At 52.8% G+C, this 18987-nt stretch carries 9 protein-coding genes; 2 read left to right on the forward strand and 7 right to left on the reverse strand.

From position 1 onward, the window contains the following. Positions 1-46: 46 nt before the first annotated feature. From HYD27_RS12560 to HYD27_RS12570, 3 genes are all read right to left on the reverse strand, one after another. Positions 47-7714, reverse strand: coding sequence for an S-layer homology domain-containing protein (locus tag HYD27_RS12560; protein ID WP_219215566.1), 7668 nt, complete (start codon positions 7712-7714; stop codon positions 47-49). Between the two features lie 26 nt (positions 7715-7740). Beyond that, positions 7741-13407, reverse strand: coding sequence for a DUF5011 domain-containing protein (locus HYD27_RS12565; protein WP_219215568.1), 5667 nt, complete (start codon positions 13405-13407; stop codon positions 7741-7743). 728 nt (positions 13408-14135) lie between these two features. Then, complete coding sequence (locus tag HYD27_RS12570; protein WP_219215570.1) at positions 14136-14714, reverse strand: NAD(P)H oxidoreductase; 579 nt, start codon at positions 14712-14714, stop codon at positions 14136-14138. A 148-nt stretch (positions 14715-14862) separates the two neighbouring features. Between HYD27_RS12570 and HYD27_RS12575 the strand changes: the two genes are divergently transcribed. After that, positions 14863-15261, forward strand: a complete 399-nt coding sequence (locus HYD27_RS12575) for a winged helix-turn-helix transcriptional regulator (protein WP_219215572.1) — start codon at positions 14863-14865, stop codon at positions 15259-15261. Between the two features lie 22 nt (positions 15262-15283). On the opposite strand, the gene HYD27_RS12580 is transcribed toward HYD27_RS12575, so the two are convergent. The 4 genes from HYD27_RS12580 to HYD27_RS12595 form a co-directional block, all read right to left on the reverse strand. After that, positions 15284-15754, reverse strand: a complete 471-nt coding sequence (locus HYD27_RS12580) for a TetR/AcrR family transcriptional regulator (RefSeq protein ID WP_219215575.1) — start codon at positions 15752-15754, stop codon at positions 15284-15286. 5 nt (positions 15755-15759) lie between these two features. Beyond that, positions 15760-16029: a hypothetical protein gene (locus tag HYD27_RS12585; protein WP_219215577.1), complete on the reverse strand. Its 270-nt coding sequence runs from the start codon at positions 16027-16029 to the stop codon at positions 15760-15762. 35 nt (positions 16030-16064) lie between these two features. Then, the gene (locus tag HYD27_RS12590; protein WP_219215580.1) at positions 16065-16325 is read right to left on the reverse strand and encodes a hypothetical protein; all 261 of its coding nucleotides are present in this window, start codon (positions 16323-16325) and stop codon (positions 16065-16067) included. A gap of 468 nt (positions 16326-16793) precedes the next feature. Beyond that, positions 16794-17525 (reverse strand): MerR family DNA-binding transcriptional regulator, encoded by a 732-nt coding sequence (locus HYD27_RS12595; RefSeq protein WP_219215582.1) that lies wholly within the window; start codon positions 17523-17525, stop codon positions 16794-16796. A gap of 485 nt (positions 17526-18010) precedes the next feature. Here HYD27_RS12595 and HYD27_RS12600 point away from each other — a divergent pair, with 485 nt between their 5' ends. Beyond that, positions 18011-18892 carry an RCC1 domain-containing protein gene (locus HYD27_RS12600; RefSeq protein WP_219215792.1) on the forward strand — a complete coding sequence of 294 codons (882 nt, stop codon included), beginning with the start codon at positions 18011-18013 and terminating at the stop codon, positions 18890-18892. Positions 18893-18987: the final 95 nt, after the last annotated feature.

The following is an 18987-nucleotide window of genomic DNA, read 5'->3' on the forward strand; positions in this document are numbered from 1 at the left end:
CAACCCGCACCTGCCGCCAAGACGGTCCGGTGCGGGTATTGCCTCCTTATTGCTTGCCGGTGATGAACTCATCCAGCCTGTTCGCCATGGCGGCTGCTTCCGCACGGGTTAATGCTCCCGCAGGATTGACTTTGCCGTTCGCTCCACGGATAATGCCGTATTTGATGCTGAGTGCGATAGAGTTTTTCGCCCATGCAGGAATGTCATCCTTGTCTGTAAAGGCGCTGAGAATTTGTTCTACCTCTGCGTCTTCGATGCTGTCCCCGCCTGCACTGACTGCATTCAGCAGTCTTCCTACCATGACCATAGCTTCCATCCGCGTCAGTGTGGACTGCGGTGCGTATGTGCCCTCGCCGAGACCGGTAACGATACCCAGATCTGCTGCAATGGAGACACTGCGGAAATACCAGCTGCTCTCAGCCACATCCTTGAAGTTCTGCTTGGCTGCCGTATTGTTCATCAGTCCGGCCACACGCAGCAGAATCGTCGGAAGCTCGGCTCTGGTTACCTTCGACTGCGGAGCGAAGGTGTCTGAAGAGGTGCCGAGCACAAACAGCTTGCCTGAAGCGTCGCTGATGCTCTGTTCAGCCCAGAAGCCTTTGGCTACATCCCTGAATGTCTTGGCATTGTTGACGAAGAACAGGCTGCCTTCTCCCGTCAGCCGGATATTCACCGCGCTGCCGCCTGCATCCAGCTTCCATGGAATAGTAGTCCACAACCCTGCTGAATTTCTCAACACCACTGCGGTAATATCCTCCGCGGCGATGCCTGCCGGAATGGCTAGCCGGCCTGCAAGAGCCGGTGCCCATTTGCCTGCCGCCAGATTCACGCGGACCGTTACGCCTTGTCCTCCGCCCAGCACGGTGAAGCCCTGCGCTGCTGCGGCAGTGATCATGGCCTCCCGGTCAGCAGCAGCATTGCTGCCGATGCTGATCTTGAGCGGCTCAGAGAGGCCGCTCAGATTCTCAGGAGCGAGCGTCAGCTGACCGAGCGGAACATCAATGACAATCTTCTTCTTCGCCGTTACCGCCAGCTGCACGATACCCCGATCTGCAGTGATGCTGAAGCCTGTGGCTGCAGTCTCCCTGGAGGCAATCACAATATCGCCGCTGCCGTCCGCTGCCGCATCGCCGTCCTTAATATGCAGGACTGCGGTTGATCCTTCCCAAGCCGCTTCGATCTCCTTGCCGCCAAGGCTGAACACCGGCGGGGCTTCGGGAACCGGAAGAACAGCTCCGATTCCGCCGCCTCCGCCTCCGACGCTGGAGCTGCTGCTCCAGAAGACTGCCGGTACTGCGGCCGCCGCCATTGCCAGCTTCTTCAGTGAAGTCCGTTTTGCAACAACAATGACATCACCCGGCTTGGCGAGAATCACACCATCCGCCGGAAGCAGCGTCCAGCTGCTGAGGTCTTCCTGCAAGACCGGCAATTCAGCACTTCCGCCGGAGTAGATCTTATAGGCCAGCTGCTGGCCGGTCATATCCCCGGCATTCGATACAATTACCCTGGTATGCGTGGTGTCTCCGCTGACGCCCTGAGTAAACACCGTCAACGTGCCGAGAGCAGTCAGCTCAGGCACTTCAACAGTAGCGACCGCATAGCCTTGAAGGGTAACGCCGTCTGCGATGGTATACTCGGCTTCAATCAGACTGGCCCCGGTCGCCAAAGCAGTGACTGTAGTTACATTCGTCTGGCTGGTTGTCACCTCAACCGAATCCCCTGAAGATACTGAATAGGCCAGACGTCCAAGATCACTGTCCTTCACAGGTATCTGTTCAAATTCCAGCTTGCCATTTTCGTCTTTCCCTCTGGCTACCTTCAGGAAAGCCTTGATGGTGCTGGTCTGACCAGGCTGAAGTGCAGGCACTTCTTGCAGAATCAACGCTGCCGGAACCTCATAGCTGTCGTTGGTAATATCGACCACTGCCGAATTCCCGTTGCCCGCAGCGTCTGTGGCCGTGAACCTGAGCGCCACTGTCGGATCGCCTGAAGCAACTGGAACCTCACTGTTAAAGGTGCCGTCTTCGGCTACAGGGACTATAGTGTCGCCGACTTTGAGAAGGGTACCCCTGGTCGTTGTCCCGGAGACCGCAATTTTGCCGCCTGCGGTTCTTGCCCCCGTTGCGGGTGAATCAATATAGAGCACCGGTGCCAGGGTGTCTACGGTCAGATACAGCATTGTGACGGAAAGATCCTTGGTCACTGTATTGGCGGCTCTCAGCTCAACAGCATAAGGGCCATCAGTCTTGAACTGGGTGAAATCAAGCTTGCCCTGGCTTCCGCTTCCGCTGTTCGCCAGGCTAACCTTGCCGATGGACTGCTCGGCATAGAAAGCTTCAACGGATACATTCTTCTGATCGGAGCCGAGTGTAAGGCTCTGCTCCGTCTGGTTCGTAAGAAGGTTGATATAATTGCCGGTATTCTCCACTTTGCCGGAACCGCCTACAGTAAGCACTGGTTTCACAGGCTCCGGAAGCAGCTTCTTCACACTGCTGACACGGTCGGCATAATGATAATTCCGGTTATTGTCGTCCGCCGCAGTCGGAACCGTTGCGGCAGATACGCCTACCTCATATTCATAGCCCACTTCAAGCCCGGCATATTTAACATCCTTCAGGTCCATCACGGTGCCTTCCAGACTCTCAAGGTTCACGGTGTCTGAAGTCGATGTTGCCGACCAGCCGCCGATCAGGATGCCTTCATATTTGCCGCTGGCTGCGTTCCAGTATGGAGCAAGCTCGGCTTCCGTGAACAGAACCTCCCCGAAGTTCGAGTAGTCAGCCATGACTCCGCCCTGCTCGCGCCGGGCATCAATTACATAGCTGTGCTCATAATTTGCATGTCCCGCTTTTTGGGCGCCCGGCTTGAAGGACAAGGCGAACAATCCGTTGCCTGCCGGTTCAACCTTCACATCGCTGACGTTCTGCGGCGCCATGGGATCAATGAGTTCAAATTTCTGCGCCGAGGTCTTCGTTGCGAAGGTAGCGCTGGACTTCAGCTCTGCCCGCAAATAATAATTGCCTTGTCTCAGCAAGCCCCGGATATCCTCCGGGTTCCCCAGCAGCGTTACATTCGTTACATCAATGCTGGTGCTGCCGCTTGTAACACCTCCGCTGACCCCGCCGTTCTGGCCGACAGGAATATCCTTGGCGACCAGAAGACCCGGGTCCCCTGTGTCCAGCACCTTGGTTCCGTCTTCGAGCACAGTCTCGTCCCTGGTTACAGCATCTTCTGCCAGGTACAGATTGACCGTATCGCCTTCTGCGGCATTGGCAACCTTCCAGGAAGCGTTGAACTTATTTGCATTCGTGCTGTCCTTGGCCAGATTGATTTCATTCAGCTGCGGAGCAGCAGGTACGTTAAGCAGCTTGGTCTTCACCGCGGATACCGCAGTCAAGGTCCAGTTGCCGCCCGCTTTCGCTTTATCGGCAGGTACGATAATGTAGGCTCTGCGGATATCCACCTGATCCGGATTCTGTGCAGCCGGGATGTGCTGCAGGAATGCATTGGCTGTTGGATCGGTATTCGTGCTGTCGAATTTCACCGGGAATACCTTGCCGCCGGCATCCTTAAGGGTGAATTCCGGCATCTCCTTCGAATCATATTCCATCTCGATCAGCGCATTGCCGCTCACGCCATCCATTGGAATCTCGTGCACCCTTCCGCTGTTCTTGACCGTAATGCCGCCCACGCTGATATTCATCGAACCATTCTCGACATAATTCACACCTTCCGCAACTTCGCGGTAAATGACTTCCTGATTCTCTTTCTCTGTACTTATTTCAGATGTAGCCAGTGTCTCTACACCTTGTCCAATTACCATCAGGCGCGGTCCAAGCTCGGGATCATCCACCACCAGATGGATCATGCCTTCAGGCAGCTGGTCCGTGGAGGTTCCGAATTCAACTCCGCCGCCCCAATAATAAGTGACGCCCAGCGAGATCAGCAGAATACCGATGCTGCCCCAGACCTTATCATTGTTCACGCCGAGGAATATGCTGGACAGCGGAAGTCCGCCGACAACAGGCACACTGCTTGGAATCTGCATTCTGGCACCGATATAGCCTTCAAAATCGGTCCGGTTCTTCTCCAAATTCTGTCCGACGAAGATCCCGGCCTTCCCGATGATAATATCCCAGCCGCCGATATCCATCTCCGCCTCTACCCGCACGAACCACGGAGTTACCCATTGCGCTTCCAGAAGCGCCTTGGTCAGCATCGGAAGCTTGTCATCCTCCTCCGCGTCTTCTTTGGCGGAATAGTCCAGCTTGCCTTCCACCTTGAGCCCTGTCCGCTTGACGGTCAGATCGACATCTCCGAAGAAATACGCCGGAGCCATGCCGAATCTCACACTCACGCCTGCCGACACGGTAATCGGGAAGGGATCATTCCGGGTTCCCCCGGCAATCGTATCCGCCAGCTCGCGAACCGCACCGCGGATGCCGGTCAGATAGGTTGCGCCGGTGATGAGAATTCCCGGTGAAGGGAGTCCCGCACCAAAGGCAATCACGTCAGGCAAAATACGGCCGTCCTTAACCTTTTTCAGAGACAGCTCAACGGATACCTCAAGCATATTCTTCAACTGGGCATCGAACGCCAGGCCATACTGGTTCTCAACCGGCTCGCCGCCTACGTCCTGCACAAAGTGTGTAACGGTAATCTCACCGCTTGGCTTTTTCGGCTCATCTTCTTTTTTCTTGGCTGCGCCTTCCTTCTTCGGCCCGAACAATCCCAGTTCCTCGCCCAGATCGAATTTCAGCGCCGCATCGATGCCGACAAAGCCTTTGTCATTGAAAACAACATTCTTGATTTCCGCATTGACGATCTTCATCGACAAGCTTCCTCCGAAGGAGATCCCGCCTTCTCTCAGAATGAAATCATTGAAGGATAGTCCAAAGCCGTCAATCGAGAAGCTCGGCGCACCGAACAATGACTGCTTGTTGAAATACACATCCTCGATCATGACCTGGCGCAGCGGGTTCAGTCTGTCGCCCACGCCGCCGACCGCCCATTTCAAGCTGCCGTTCTCCGTATCGTCTTCAGGGTTGGTGTTCTCTGCTTCCTCTTCCTCATCATCATCTCCGCCGGAATCCGCTGACGGAAGATTATAGTTTTCCCCGCCCAGCGACTTGTTGAAGCCGTTGAAGAAATCCAGCGTCCATTCGCCTTTGTGGAAAATAAAGCCGCTGCTCGCCACGCTGAGCGTTCCGTCTCCCTTGATGAACAGCGTATCCAGAAACGGCATATCCTGCGGCTGGGTAACTCCGAAGATATTCAGCTTGCCCCGGACAAAAGCCAAGTCCTTGCCTGTATAGGCTACGGAATCGTTGATGATCGCAGGTTCTGTTTTGGTATCCACCACAACCTGCTCATCCGCGCCGGAGCCTACCTGCTTGATCATCCCGCGGATGACAAGCACAACCTCGCGGTCAATTTCTTCATCTTCCGCCTCCTGCCCGAAGGCCTCCAGCTCTTCTTCGGAGTCAAACAGCTGGTAATTGTACAGCGGCGTTTCTTCAAGCGCCTCATCGTCCGTGAACTCGCCAAGCTCAAATTCCGGATCTGCCGCCTTGCTGGCAATCCCGAACAGGGCCTTGGTCTTCTTGTATTCCGTTACGGCATTGTACAGGAAGGCCCCGTCCTCAAACGGCTCGCCCGGGAAAAGACTGTTCAGGTCATCCAGCAGGTCGCCGCTGACCGAAGAGCCGTTCGCGATGCCGCTGACATCCACCAGCTGCTTGTATACGGCCATGATTCCGGCTTCTCTGATCCGCGACTCGTTGTTGTCGGAGACCAGCACCGCCTGCGTGGAGGTGATATCATACATAGCGGCAACCTCTTCATCCCCGCCGGCATCGCCCTTGTAATCAATCTCCACCTGGTACTCGCCGGGCGGCAGCTCAGGTCCAAGATCCGCTTCTATTACTGCGCCTGCCCTATCCACCTTGTCGCCGCCGCGGTAGGTAATCCGCATATCCCCGGACATGCCGTCATCCGTCGGCTGCATCACGACCGCATCCTGCACATCAGCCTTGTAGCGTTCACCGGTCACTGTTTCCTTGAGGTACAGATCAAAGTTCGGGGCGGTAGTCTCATTGCCGGTGTTGTATGCTTCAATATTGGACAGATTGACGGTCAAATATTTCACATCCGTGCTGTACAGCTCTTTCGGTGAAACCCCGTATACATAAGTCGGAGTCGCTTCACCGATCGGAGGCAGCAGGATGAAGTTCGACTTGACCGATTCATACTGGGCCTTGATGCCCTCATCTTCAACACCCTCGATCTTCGCCTGTGTTTCCGGGCTGCGCGCCGAGATCATATATTCCTTGGTAGTCGGCCAAGGGCGGCCTTTCGCCATCACCTTGAAGGAAGCGGTGATCGTGTCGCCCGGCTTGTACTTCGGCTGAATGCCCTGCTCGGCCTCCTCCGGCGTCGCTGATTTCCTGAACTCCAGAAGCTTGCTGCGCGAGGTCTCCAGAACGGGCTTGCCGTCCGCATCTCTGACCACCTCGCCTTTGGCATCGACTCTGACCAGATTGAGTCCGCTTTCCAGCGCGATTTCCATCTCAATTCTGGAATGCTCCATATTGTAGGCGGCCAGGTTCTCCACTTCGGCGGTGATATTAAAAATACCCTCGCCCGCGTAGGCGCTGTCGTCCGCAAGCGTCGCCAGCTGCTGCACCTGATCCACATAGCGGATCGAGAAGACCTTGTCCGGTGCAATAATTTCACCCAGGCCGTATACCGTTTCGAAGCTTTGTGAAGCTCCTGCGGCAATGGAATCCGGATTCCAGTAGAAGGCGACCGCCGAGTCTGCGCTGCCGTAATCATTGGTATCCCGCGTGAAATCCAGATTCGGGTTCACGTTATAATCCCATTTGGTATTCGCCAGTCCATTCCAGTGGCCGACAATCATCTCATCCACAATGTTGATGTTCTGCTCGGCAAAGTTATTGAAGCCGTAGGCGACAACGTTCGTCGCCTGCGGGTTGGTCAGATTCAGCTTGTCGCGCATGACCCAGTAAGCGGGCAGCTTGTACAAGGCTCTGTCCTCTTCAGGAATACCGGCGTTCTTTTCAGGATCATGGGTCAGCTTTCTTTCCACCATCAGCGGTGCCTGGTAGGCAGTGCCAATCTGGAACAACGGCGCGTCATTTCCGCCCACCATCGTATCCAGCAGAATCCGGCTGCCTACCGATACCCGGGCACCGCTTTTGTTGCTGACTTCATAGCGGATATTTACATTTCCTGAATTCACGGCATCCTTCGCATCCGTATAGAGCATCAGAATTTGCTTGATCTCCACGCCTTTGATCTTCCACAGCATCTCCAGCTGCTGGGTGCCGTTCGCGTTCGCTACAATCTTCGGCGCTGTGGTTTCCGAATAGAAATCATTGCCGAATTTGTATTTGTTTCCGTAGATGTAATCCGTGCCGTCAATCCGGAATGTCGTGAACGACGTTTCCGGATCATCTCCCTTGTACAGCAGGTTCACATTCTGGTCATTCTTGCGGATCGGCTGGCCTTCGAGGGTACGGATACCGTAGCGGCCTGTGCTGTTGTCCACAGTGATCTTGATAAAGTTATTCTGGATCGTGGTTGTATTGGCAGCAGTAACTGCTTCCGCCAGAGCATGCAAGCTCTCAGAGGTTGACAGAAATACCATAATAAATGAGAGCATTACCGCACACGTTCTTTTAAGCAGCTTCACTCATAGTCCCCCCAGTTCATTGTTCATTATTTCGTGCTGCCTACGAAGAAGGTCGCATACTCACGGTCGCGTTCCTGCGTTCTCACGATGATCGTATACCAGCCCGCTTTCGGGAAAGTAACCTTGTACTGGCCGCTGACCAGCTGCTGATAGGTAATTTTGGCGGCGATAGATTTCATTTGGCCTTCACGGTAGAGCCCCGGCTGATACAGCAGCTCAAAGTTTCCCGCTTCGTTGACCTTATCCGTACCGGCCACCTTCATCACGTTATAGCCGCTGACCTTGAAGGTAATCGTGTTGGTGGAGAACAGTGCGGATTCTCCGGAGGAGGCCGAGATCAGTACATCGTCCCCGAAGATCAGCAGCCCGCCGTCCTTCACAACGATGACATCCTGATAAGCAACACTGGTATTGCCCGCCTCGTCGGTTGCTGTATAGGTCACACGCTGGCGCCCGAGCGTCTTAAGGTCCAGTCCGCTGACGTCCACCTTGATATTGCCCGCAGCCGACACATTATCAGATACCGTATAGCCGCCAAGATCGGTGCCGAATACAAAATCCTTCTTGTTCTGCACAATGCCGGCCGCTTCCTGCTTCAGGGTGATCTCCGGCGCCGTGTTGTCCAGTCCGGCTACAGTGACGGGAATCTTGTTCACATTTCCCAGCGCGTCCGAGATCGTGACTACCGTCTGGCCATTGCTCTCGAACAGCCGGGTAAAGGTAAAGCTGCCGTCAGCGCCGCTGATTTTATTGCTGTAGCCCGCGCCGGATGGAACAGGCTTCAGCCCGGAGAACACCATGTTCGGTGCTGTGGTTTTGCCGGTGACCGTTACCTTCACCTTGCCCTTGGCATATTTCTGGCCCCCGACTGTCGCGATTTTGTCCGCTGCAACGGCTGTGCCGTCCGCATCCACGAAGGTATACGTGATTTTCTGCGCTTCAGGCGGAGCGGTGAGGATGTTCTTCACTTCCTCCTTAACCACTGTCGTATTGCCGTATTGGTCCGCTACAGTGAAGGAAGCTGTGCCATTCTCCTTCATGGACATTGTCTGGTACTGGCTCGTCACAAAAATCTCTTTGGCGGAATTGTCCGCCTTCTGCACTTCAAGGGTAACCCCCGAGGAGAAGACCACATTGCCGCTCTCGTCCAGAATGGTGCCGAACATCTTGCTGCCATCGGTGCCGTATTGATAGGAGCGGACAATTTTGACCTTGGGCGGATTCTTGTCGATATTCCCCACCGTCGCAACAGCTGATCCCGCATTGCCTGCGGCATCCTTGAATTCAAAGGTGAAGGTGCCGTTCTCCGTAAAGGTATGGGTGGTTTTGCCGTTATTGTTGGTGACAATTATCGGCTCCGAAGGGTCTACCAGAAAAGCGGTAATGCTGCTGTTCGTGAAGCCCGTTTCCGGGTATTCAACCGTGGCCCGCGGAAGGGTTCCATCCACATTTTTTACGACTACGTACAGCGTATCGGTCCGGTCTTTATCGTTCAGGTCGAACAGGTCGAAGCTGTAGAAGCCGTTTTCTTTGACGTTAAAAGAGTTGCCCGTCCGCACAGGTGTTGACGGATTGGCCTTGGACAGCGTGACTTTGATGCCGACCGGCAAAGCAATGTCAATATTCACGCCTGCCGCAGCATTCACCGGTCCAGTGGAGCTGAGTGAAGCCAAAGCATATACCGGCGCTTCTTCGGGCATTTTTGAGGGAAGCTCCAGCTTGGCCGGCTCGCTGATTTTGCCGCCCGGCGTTCTGTATTTGACCATAATATTCAGCTGCCCGGGCACGCCTGACGGAACCTTAAGCGAGACAAAGTTCGTATACGGACGCCAGTTCACCCATGAGCCGCCATTGTCGGAAGAGATCGAATATTCGTAGCCCGCCTTGTCCTCCGTATCCAGGCTAAGCTTCACAATTGCCGTATATCCGTCCTCTGTATCCCCGTACAGATAGACCAGTGCCGATTCGGCATCTGCAGGCGGGGCATCATCATCCGAGGATGCCGAGACCTTGAAGCTTCCCGGCGTGCTGCTGACCACACTGTTGCCGGCACCGTCCACTGCCCACACATACAGCTTGTAGTCCGCAACCTCGCCCGGCTTAAGCTCCTTGCCGTCAATCTCAACTCCGCCGCCGTCAGGAAGAGTGGTCCAGCCTGCCGAATTGCTGTCAGGAGCTGCAACGTCAGCCTTCACCCATTGGTATTTGCCGGTGAGTCCTGTTTTGCTGTACAGCTCGGAAACGGTAACCTTCACGTTCTGGGAAGGCAGCGGGTAATCAACCCCGGTTTTGCTGAAGCCCACCACAGGCGGCGTATTGTCGAAATAATAGGCCTTGGAATAGTAGTAGGCTGTACCGCCTTGCTTCACAACCATATGAATATATTGAGTGCCATTCAGTCCGCTATCCGCCGGAATCAGATAGCTCAGCATAGCCTTGTCTGCCGCGGCAGCCAGCAGCATGTCCGCTTCTTCAGGCTCCGGGGCCGCTGTTGCCTGCGGGCCTTCGGATGCTTCCGCCGAAGGAGCGGCTGTTGCTTCCGGCGCCGGTGCTGCTGCTGGTGCCGGTGTTCCCGCAGGCGCCGCTTCCGGCCCTGGAGCAGCCCCCGGTTCAGATACAGCTTCCCGGACGGAAACCGCCGGCACCTGCTTGAGGGAGTTGCCCGGCAATTGAAGCGGGCCTGCGGACAGCAGTTTCATCATGGCAACCGGACCTGCAGTCGCGCTTACTGCGGACAGACCGCCTGTCTCAGGCGCCGCAGGAGTCGGTGCCGGCTCAGGGACAACAGGCCCGGCTCCGCCGGAAGAACCCGTATCCGCTGCCGGTTCCGGAGATGCCCCGGACGAAGGCTCAGGAGATGCACTTGCCTCCGGCTCCAGCGCCTTCAGCAGCGGTGCAACCGGCTGCAGCTCTATAAAGTTTTTGTCCTCAGGACGGGTAGAGCTGCTGCTCCATGTAAACCCTACGAAATCCGGCGTAACTCCGCCGAAGTTGAAGTACAGATCATGGCTCTGCACATAATTTGAATTGGAGCCGGGAGTGAATTCCGCCGGCATGCTGTCCTGTGAATTGACAGTAACGGCTTCATCCGAGCCCTTCTTCACAATTTCATTGCCCGCATGGTCCACGGCTTTGAGATACAGCCAGTACGTCCCATCCTCAAATACATCCTCATAGGTAGACTGGGTTACCGTAGCTGCGGAGTAGCCGGCAGGCTTCCAGTCTATATCCAGCGGCTGGCCGCCGTCCTTGACCCATTGATACTGAACCGAGGCGATTCCGCTGTGCGGGTCCTCTACCAATGCCGATACCGTAACATTGTTGGAGTTGTCGCCAGCCGTTCCGGCATCCGTAATCGAAGGCACCCGGTTGTCCAGCTTCAGGATGCCTACCTCATGCGTCCAGTTGGAATCATCCTGCTTGAACAGATCCAGCTTCCACTCATTCAGATCCCCATATTGGCCGACGGCGGCAAGCGCCTTGTTGTCGGCGTAAAAGATCTTGTCAGCTTCCGAGCCCGGAGCTTCCGCTTTCCAGGCTTCATATTGCTCGTAGTGGCCTGCGATGTACGTCTTCATCAGTTCATACTGCTTGAGCTCGCGTGCGGAGTCCCAAGTCATGTCTGCTGTCCAGGTGTGGAGATACCATTCACCGCTATTCTCCGGGGTGAAAGCTTCCGCGGGAGGTGTCAGCAGGTTTGTTTTGTTATTGGCTACCTGCAGCTGAATATTGGTGAAATCCCCGGGGTACAGATCCTCCGAGGGCTGCTTGGCGGCGAGTGCATACCGTTTGAGCGCTGCGAAGTTATCCTGGGATTTGGAAGCGAACGGGTCCGCTTTGTCCTGGCTCCAGAGATAATAGACAAGTCCAACCGACGGCGAAGCTTCACCCGTCATGTTGGTCGGACGGTAGATTCCCCGGCTCGGCCGTTCCTTCCCGGCATCTTCCGCAATCGGGTCAAGACCCGGTACTTTGATTGCCGGATCATTGGCATCAATGGTGACTTTCCCTTTTTTCTGGTAAGCGGTATTGCTGCCTCCTCCGGTTTCATAGCGGTAGCCAATGACCGGCTTCGTGTTGTCAATCGACAGGTTGGCCCAGTCAATCTTGGAGTTGACCTTGGAAATGTCACCCGGCTCAATATCCGTTGCGTGATTACCGTCGTAATTGGCCGGCTGGGCCAGCAGGTTCCCTGCATAGTCCTGAATGACATTAATGTCAGTGCTGTCGCCTTTGGCATCGTTCGACAGCGCAATAACCTTCAGCAATGGAGCTTCCACAGCTGTTCCATCGGGAACGGTCATGCTGAACTTCCAGTTCCTTGTGTTGGAACCTCCGGTATAGTAGGCTTTCATCCCATTGTTGAAGTAGAGGAAGGTCTTGTTGACATCCCAGCCCTTCTTCACCACGACGTCCTCGGTCATTTGAACGGTAAAATCAATCACATCGCCTTTATTCAGCGTGCTTCCCGTCAGAATTTCCGGCTGGATACCGTTGCCGGCCTTCGTATACTTAGGGCGCACCGCGTCAACAATTACGCGGTAACCGCCATTATTGTAATCGAAGGGATTAATATTTTTAGCTTGAACTGTAGTGTTGCTGGAGGTGCTGCCCACATTCGGGAAGCTGACAACCGCCCGGTTCCCCGCAGCATCCGCAAATTCAGCCTCGGTAAACTTCTCCTCCAGCGTCTTGTCCATCGGTGCCGCTCCGGCAGAGCTGCCGGTAATCTTCGGCTCCAGTGGAAGATTGCCGCTGGAATGATACATCTGGCCTATATATTGAAAGGCAACACTGCTGTGATAGGTCCTGATGTTATCCAGGCTGTAGGTAATATTCTGCAAATACTGCTGCTCTCCGGCTGCCGGCAGTCCGGTCCCCGGCTCACTCACAAATAGAGGATGCCGGAGGAACTGCTGGTAATAAGCCGAATTCAGCTTCGTCGGATTTACCGGCTCGGTGAAGTTATAAGCGAGCGTAATGTTCTCGTCTCTTTTTACATAAAGCTCTTGCTGATTAATCGTGGTATTCTCACGTTCGGCACCATTCCCAGTAAAAGTGTAGCTGTTCAGAACGGGGCGCTGCATATCTTGGAATTTGAGGTAGAAACCGCGTACACCGGCGGCTTCCCCGTCGTCATCCCCTTCACCATATACCATCACTTCAATAATAGAATTTGGCTTAATGATTGCTGAAGCTGACTTGTTATACACATTTCCATCATTCGCTGAGAACGGAAGAATGTTCACTCCATCTACCCACACACCAATATGAGAAACTCGTGTCCACAAAAATCCGCTATGATACCTCAGAACATCGAATCCCGTAAGCAATTCAGCATGGCCGCTTTTGGCCATCTCACTAAGAATCGGATTTTGGGCTACATTGATCTGGAAACGGACTGTAGCCTCCTCATCATCGACACCGGCAAAAATATCTCCTTTTGCCCAGTCGTAACGTGCATCTTTGTCTGTCTCTGTCTGCTTAAAACCAGGAACCATATTGTTGTAGAAGTTAATGAAGGTGTTATCTGCCGGGTACGACAGGTTGCCTACATGTGCTCCGGATGAGAATGTCACTTCCAAGTCCTTGGCCGCAGCATCGGCCTGCCCGCTCCATGAACTGGGCACCAACGACAGCAGCATGCTGAGGATCAAACTTAACGAGATATATTTCTTCATTTTTCTGCTCATTAGCAATGTGATGCTCCCCCTTATCGTTCATCATTTTTTGTCCGCCGCCTACTTGAATTGCATATCCCTGCATCTCCCCTATGCCCTGGGCCCTCTCCCCTTTCGACTTTTGCTCCGGCGGACAAAAAACACTAGATTCAAACTACCTATTTTTTCATATCTGCAATCATATTAGCAGGTCGCTCTAAACAAACTCTTAACAAATATCGACAAAAACCGTTTCAAAAGGACCAAAACAGGGGTAATCTCCTCAGTTACGAAAAAATATCGAAATTATTTTAAAAAAATTGGTCTATAACGCAAAAAAACGCATGGAGTGTTTGCCCGCATGCGCTGAAAAATCCTGAAAATAATCAGAGCTATGGAATTGAAATTCATTTCTCCTAGAAACATAACCACCATTTATAATAATACACCTTCATATTTCAATACATTGGTATAATCCCCATCATTATATAAAGGAAAGTTAGACTTTTGGTCAACACGCAATTGCATATCAAGGAAGTAATATTGCCTATCGTCAGCCAACGTAACGCCGTGACATCAATTAAAGATTCTTTTAAAAGATATACAAATCCTCTCTGCTGTTCTAAACGATCATCCATCGCCTCACCTCTGCCGCTTCATTATCCATATTGTACCATAGGGAACAGAAGACATATCATGAACAAAGAGCCTCCCCGTACAACAGCTTCGGGTCAACTCTTCGCTTACCTTCAATTATCGCCTTATGGCTTCTGGCCATAGTGCAGCCCCAACTGATAAGCCTGCTCAAGCAGTCTTTCATAATGCTCAGGCTTGGCATCCAACGTTTCATACAGAAATTCCACCCTGGAATCGGAAATGCCGCAATAATCGGCAATGCCCACGTTAAGCAGCCGGGTAATCGCCTCGTCGTAGTTGCGCTTCTGCATCTGCTCTTGTGTGACACCTGCCAGTCCCATCCATAATACATGCCGGTGATGCAGGTGATCGTCTCCATAAGCAAATCCGTTGTTCCATACCCGGTCGATATAACCCTTCAGCATGGCCGGTAGATGCCACCACCAGACGGGAAAGATAAGAGCCAACGCGTCATGCTCCTTCATTCGTTTTATTTCTGTCTCCACCTGCTCCGAGAAGATTTGCTTCCCTGCTGAAAGATCCGGCTCATCCGCTCCTTGCAGGACTGGGTCAAAGCCGATCCCGTGCAAATCCAATACCTCATATTCATGGCCGGCATCGCGGAGCCCTTGTACAAAGCGACCGGCCGCCTGAAAGGTGAGCGAATCCTTGCGCGGGTGTGAGACAACGGTCAATACCTTCATCTTTCTCCTCCATCCTTTCTCTGCGTTCACTTGTAGTCTGCGTTCATGACTGATACCATTATAAAAAATGGCGGCTGCAGCCGGAAGTACGCACTTTCAAGTACCCCAGGCACCTCAAAGTGCCCTTAAGCCAACGGAGGATGATAAGATGACGGGACGAAGCGAGACTAAACCCTACCGGGTCGGAGTCGAAGCCGCATTGGAGGTAATGGGGGGAAAGTGGAAGCCTCTGATCCTGTATCACTTGATGACGGGAGCCAAGCGGTCGTCGGAGCTGCTGCGCCTCATTCCGGGCCTTACCCAAAAAGTGCTGACCGCCCAGCTCCGCAGTCTGGAGAAGGATGAAATTGTAGTCCGCAAAATGTATGAAGAAATTCCGCCCAGGGTGGAGTACGGGTTATCGTCTTACGGATGGGGACTAAAACCGGCACTGGACTTGTTGTGCTGCTGGGGAGAAGATCATCTGGACCGTGTACACGGCGACAAATCCAAGGTACTGGAGGATTTTCAGGAGTGCTCAACAGATCATTTAGATCCTGTTAAGTAGTGCTTGTTCAATATGTAATAGATTAGATTGTCGCGTTGTTCCTGTTGCCGGTGAAGCTCATTTTTTCGAGAAGCCTTTGCGACCTCCCCACCTTGTCCGCCTCTTCCGTCTCCTTGGCCGTTGCGCCTTCAACCAAAAGCGCCAGCCGCATCGCCTGCGCTTCCTTCATGCCCCGCTGCCCGAAAAACTGCAGCATACTGCGTTTATGCCCATTAACCAACTGCAGGATAGGATGCGCAGGATCGCCCCCGAACTCTTCTTTGGCCCGCAGAAACAAGCATCCCCGTGCTTCATGCTCCTTAAGCCATTCGATATGAGCCTCAGCCATCTGCAGACAGGCAGAAGCAAGGCCGCCTTGATGATCTTGATGCCGGAAACGGAGCCGGGCGAAATACCTGCTCTCCCTGCGTTTCAGCATCTCCACAATCAGTTCTTCCTTGGAAGCAAAATGATTGTACAGTGTCATTATGGGGACGCCCGCTTCTTCGATCACCCGCTTCAGGCCGATGGAATGAAAGCCGTGCTCATAGGAATCCGGGACTCATAGAAAGGCGGATAGGCCGAAGCAAACAGCAAACGGCAACACCCGGCCAGATCCCCGGCATCGTATGCAATTAGCGTAATCCTTTTGCCGCCCCGGTTCTCTTCCAAACAACGCAGAAAATAGTCACTCTCCTTGTACCAGGGGTATCTTTTAGAAAATTCCAGATTTAACTCAGCGGCTTCTTCTTCCTGGGACAGCTGTTTGATTAAAACCGGGTTTGACATGGTTCACGCCTCTTTCTTCTGGTTTTCGGCCCGCATTACAGGCATCCGTATATCACATTCCGCAAGCGCCGGTGAACGTAAGGCTCCTGATTGTTTAACAGGTGCTGGGCATAGGTCCATGATGGCCAGACAACCGGCCCGGCGGCGCCGCTCCAGCCAAATTCGCCCAGCGGGCTCAAGGAGCCGCTGCGGGCCGGAGAAACATGAGTACGAACTCCAAGTCCATAGCTGAAGCCGCCGAAGTGCTCCCAATTGAAATCGCCGCGCGTCTGTTCGTTTAAGTGGTCGGCTCGCATTAAGTCCACAGATGCCCGGGAAAGAATTCGCACACCGTCCGGACTGGTTCCGCCTTGAGTGAGCGTATTCAGGAATACAGCGTAGTCGTTAACCGTAGATCTCCGTGGTCACAACCTCCTGAACGTTGTATTTCCGGATGTATCCATCGATCGTTGAAGCTCAAACTCGATCTGGCTGACCTCCCTGGTATAAACCTTTCGAGTTTAAAGTAACCCAATGTAAAATCAATCCACTCGGGTTCGGGGTGCATGCGCAAATACGCCTGAAACTCCCCGAAGATCCTTTCTTTAGAGGGCAGCTGGGAGCGAACAACTGCAGGAAAATTCAAACAGGGAGAGGGAAATCCAAGAGATTTCCCTCTCCCTGTTCTTATTCTCATCTTCCGCACCTTCTTAACGGTTGGGGCATGATTATGACGACAGGGTTGCCGAAGGGGAATACTTAACCGTGATCCATTCAGGCGAATATTATTGGATTGGGCAGCTAGATGATGATCTATGGTTAAGTACTTGTATATATCTCATCATTTCTGATACGCCGATCATTTGCTTCTTCAATTGCTCATTCAGCTTCTGGAGAGCCACCTTGAAGGAACGTTCAATCGTAGTTAGATCATGGGTCTCTAAAGCATCTAGCAGCTGTTTCATGGTATCAATGAAAAAGACGGTTTTCCTCAAGCTGCTGAGGACGATAATCTTTTTTAATTCCCTCGATGTAAAGACTCTATATCCGTTCTCTGGATTCCGCTTAGCGCGAATAAGCCCTTCCTTTTCCCAATGGCGAATAGCGGAAGGGTTTACACCACTAATAGCGGCCACTTCCCCGATTTTCATCTCTTCCGTTACCGGCACATTCCTGTATTTGAAGAAGTCGGTTTTTTGAATCAGACTCATGACCTCTTCAACCCGTTGTTTCTCCACTTGAATGTTATGCTGATGCAAATTGATTTTCCAGAGAGCAGCTTCAACGTGACCTTTCTTCAACAAACTCATAACCTCGTAGCTGACAGGAACATCGAATCCTTTGATTAAGGCACGTAAAGCCAAGAATGACTGAACATGAACCGAGGTATAAATTCTTCTTTTGCTGGCTGTACGATGTACATCGGGTACTAAACCTAAATCTTCGTATCTCCGCAGGGTCGTGGTACTGATTTGAAGTTTTTGAGCTATCTGCCTCGGAGTAAAGATATCGTTCAATGGCACCATCTTCCTTAAAGTTAAAGTTTAAAGTTTATCAACAATATTATAAATAAAAAACCCGTATTCTGAAAGGATTCTTGATACACCAAACGAAATCTTGCATGAATGTTGTATGATTTAAGTTAGGAGAGTGAAGAAGCATGAAACATATGACATTAGAAGAAAAAGATCGAATGGTTGAAGCCTTCAAGTCGGTTATTCGTAAATCGGAAAAGGCGCTGTCCCACATGAAAGCAGATGCGCCGCAGACGAGATTACTGGAGAAACGAATGAAAGCTGCCCGTATAGGCGTAGATACCCTTTTTGCATATTGGGAAGGTAAAGTATTGGATATTGGCCTATCAGATTTAAAGGAAGCCCGAAAAGAACTGGAGGTTGTGCTGTTGACCCTTCCTGTTTTCCTGAAGAGATCAAAAGAGGGTAGTGGGCAGCATACCTACATTACGAGTAGGATCAAGGCTTTTGAGGTTGCCATTTTTTATATGGACGATTGGATCAAAAGACCGAGAAGGCAAACCAATAACACCATAGCGGCAGGTCCTCGTCATACTGTTGCTCTTCAATCGGACGGAACCTTGGCGGCTGTGGGTGATAATAAATCCGGCCAATGTGATGTACTCGGCTGGCGCAATATAGCGGCAATTGCGGCGGGCAATGTTCACAGGGCGACGAACACGGGCAATGCTCATACCATTGGGCTTATGTCGCACGGCAAGGCAGTGGCTGTAGGCTGGAATAAGCATGACCAATGCAATGTAAACGGCTGGCGCGATATTGTTGCAGTTGCGGCAGGTTGGCGCCGTACCCTTGGGCTTAGATCCGATGGCACGGTTGCAGCCGTGGGGCGAAATAATGAAGGCCAATGCAATGTAAGCGGCTGGCATGATATTATGGCGGTCGCAGCGGGTGACTGGCATACCATCGGTCTTAGGTTGGACGGCACGGTGACGGCTGTAGGTAATAATCGGTATCGCCAATGCAATGTAACCGGCTGGAGAGACATAGTGACGGTAGCCGCGGGTTACCTTCATACCGTCGGCCTTAAATCAGACGGAACGGTGGCGGCTGTGGGTTGGAATAAGCATGACCAGTGCGATGTAAGCGCCTGGCGCGGTATTAAGGCAATTGCGGCGGGCAGTAATCATACCATCGGGCTTAAATCGGACGGGACGGTGGCGGCCGTGGGCTGGAATGAGCATGGCCAATGTAATGTAAGTGATTGGCACGATATTGTGGCGATTGCTGCGGGTTGTGCCCATACCGTCGGGCTTAAATCGGACGGGACGGTGGTTTCTGCAGGTGATAATGAATATGGCCAATGCGATGTAAGCGCCTGGAAAGACATCCAACTACCCGATCATTAATCTTCAATATTATAACTCAACTCTCAAATGGGCCGAATCGCTATCAGGAGAAAAAAAGCAAGTACAAAGGCACTCCGCTTAGAGCGCCTTTGTCT

Source organism: Paenibacillus sp. S150 (genome assembly GCF_019352175.1).
In the GTDB taxonomy this organism is placed as follows: Bacteria; Bacillota; Bacilli; order Paenibacillales; family Paenibacillaceae; genus Paenibacillus_AQ.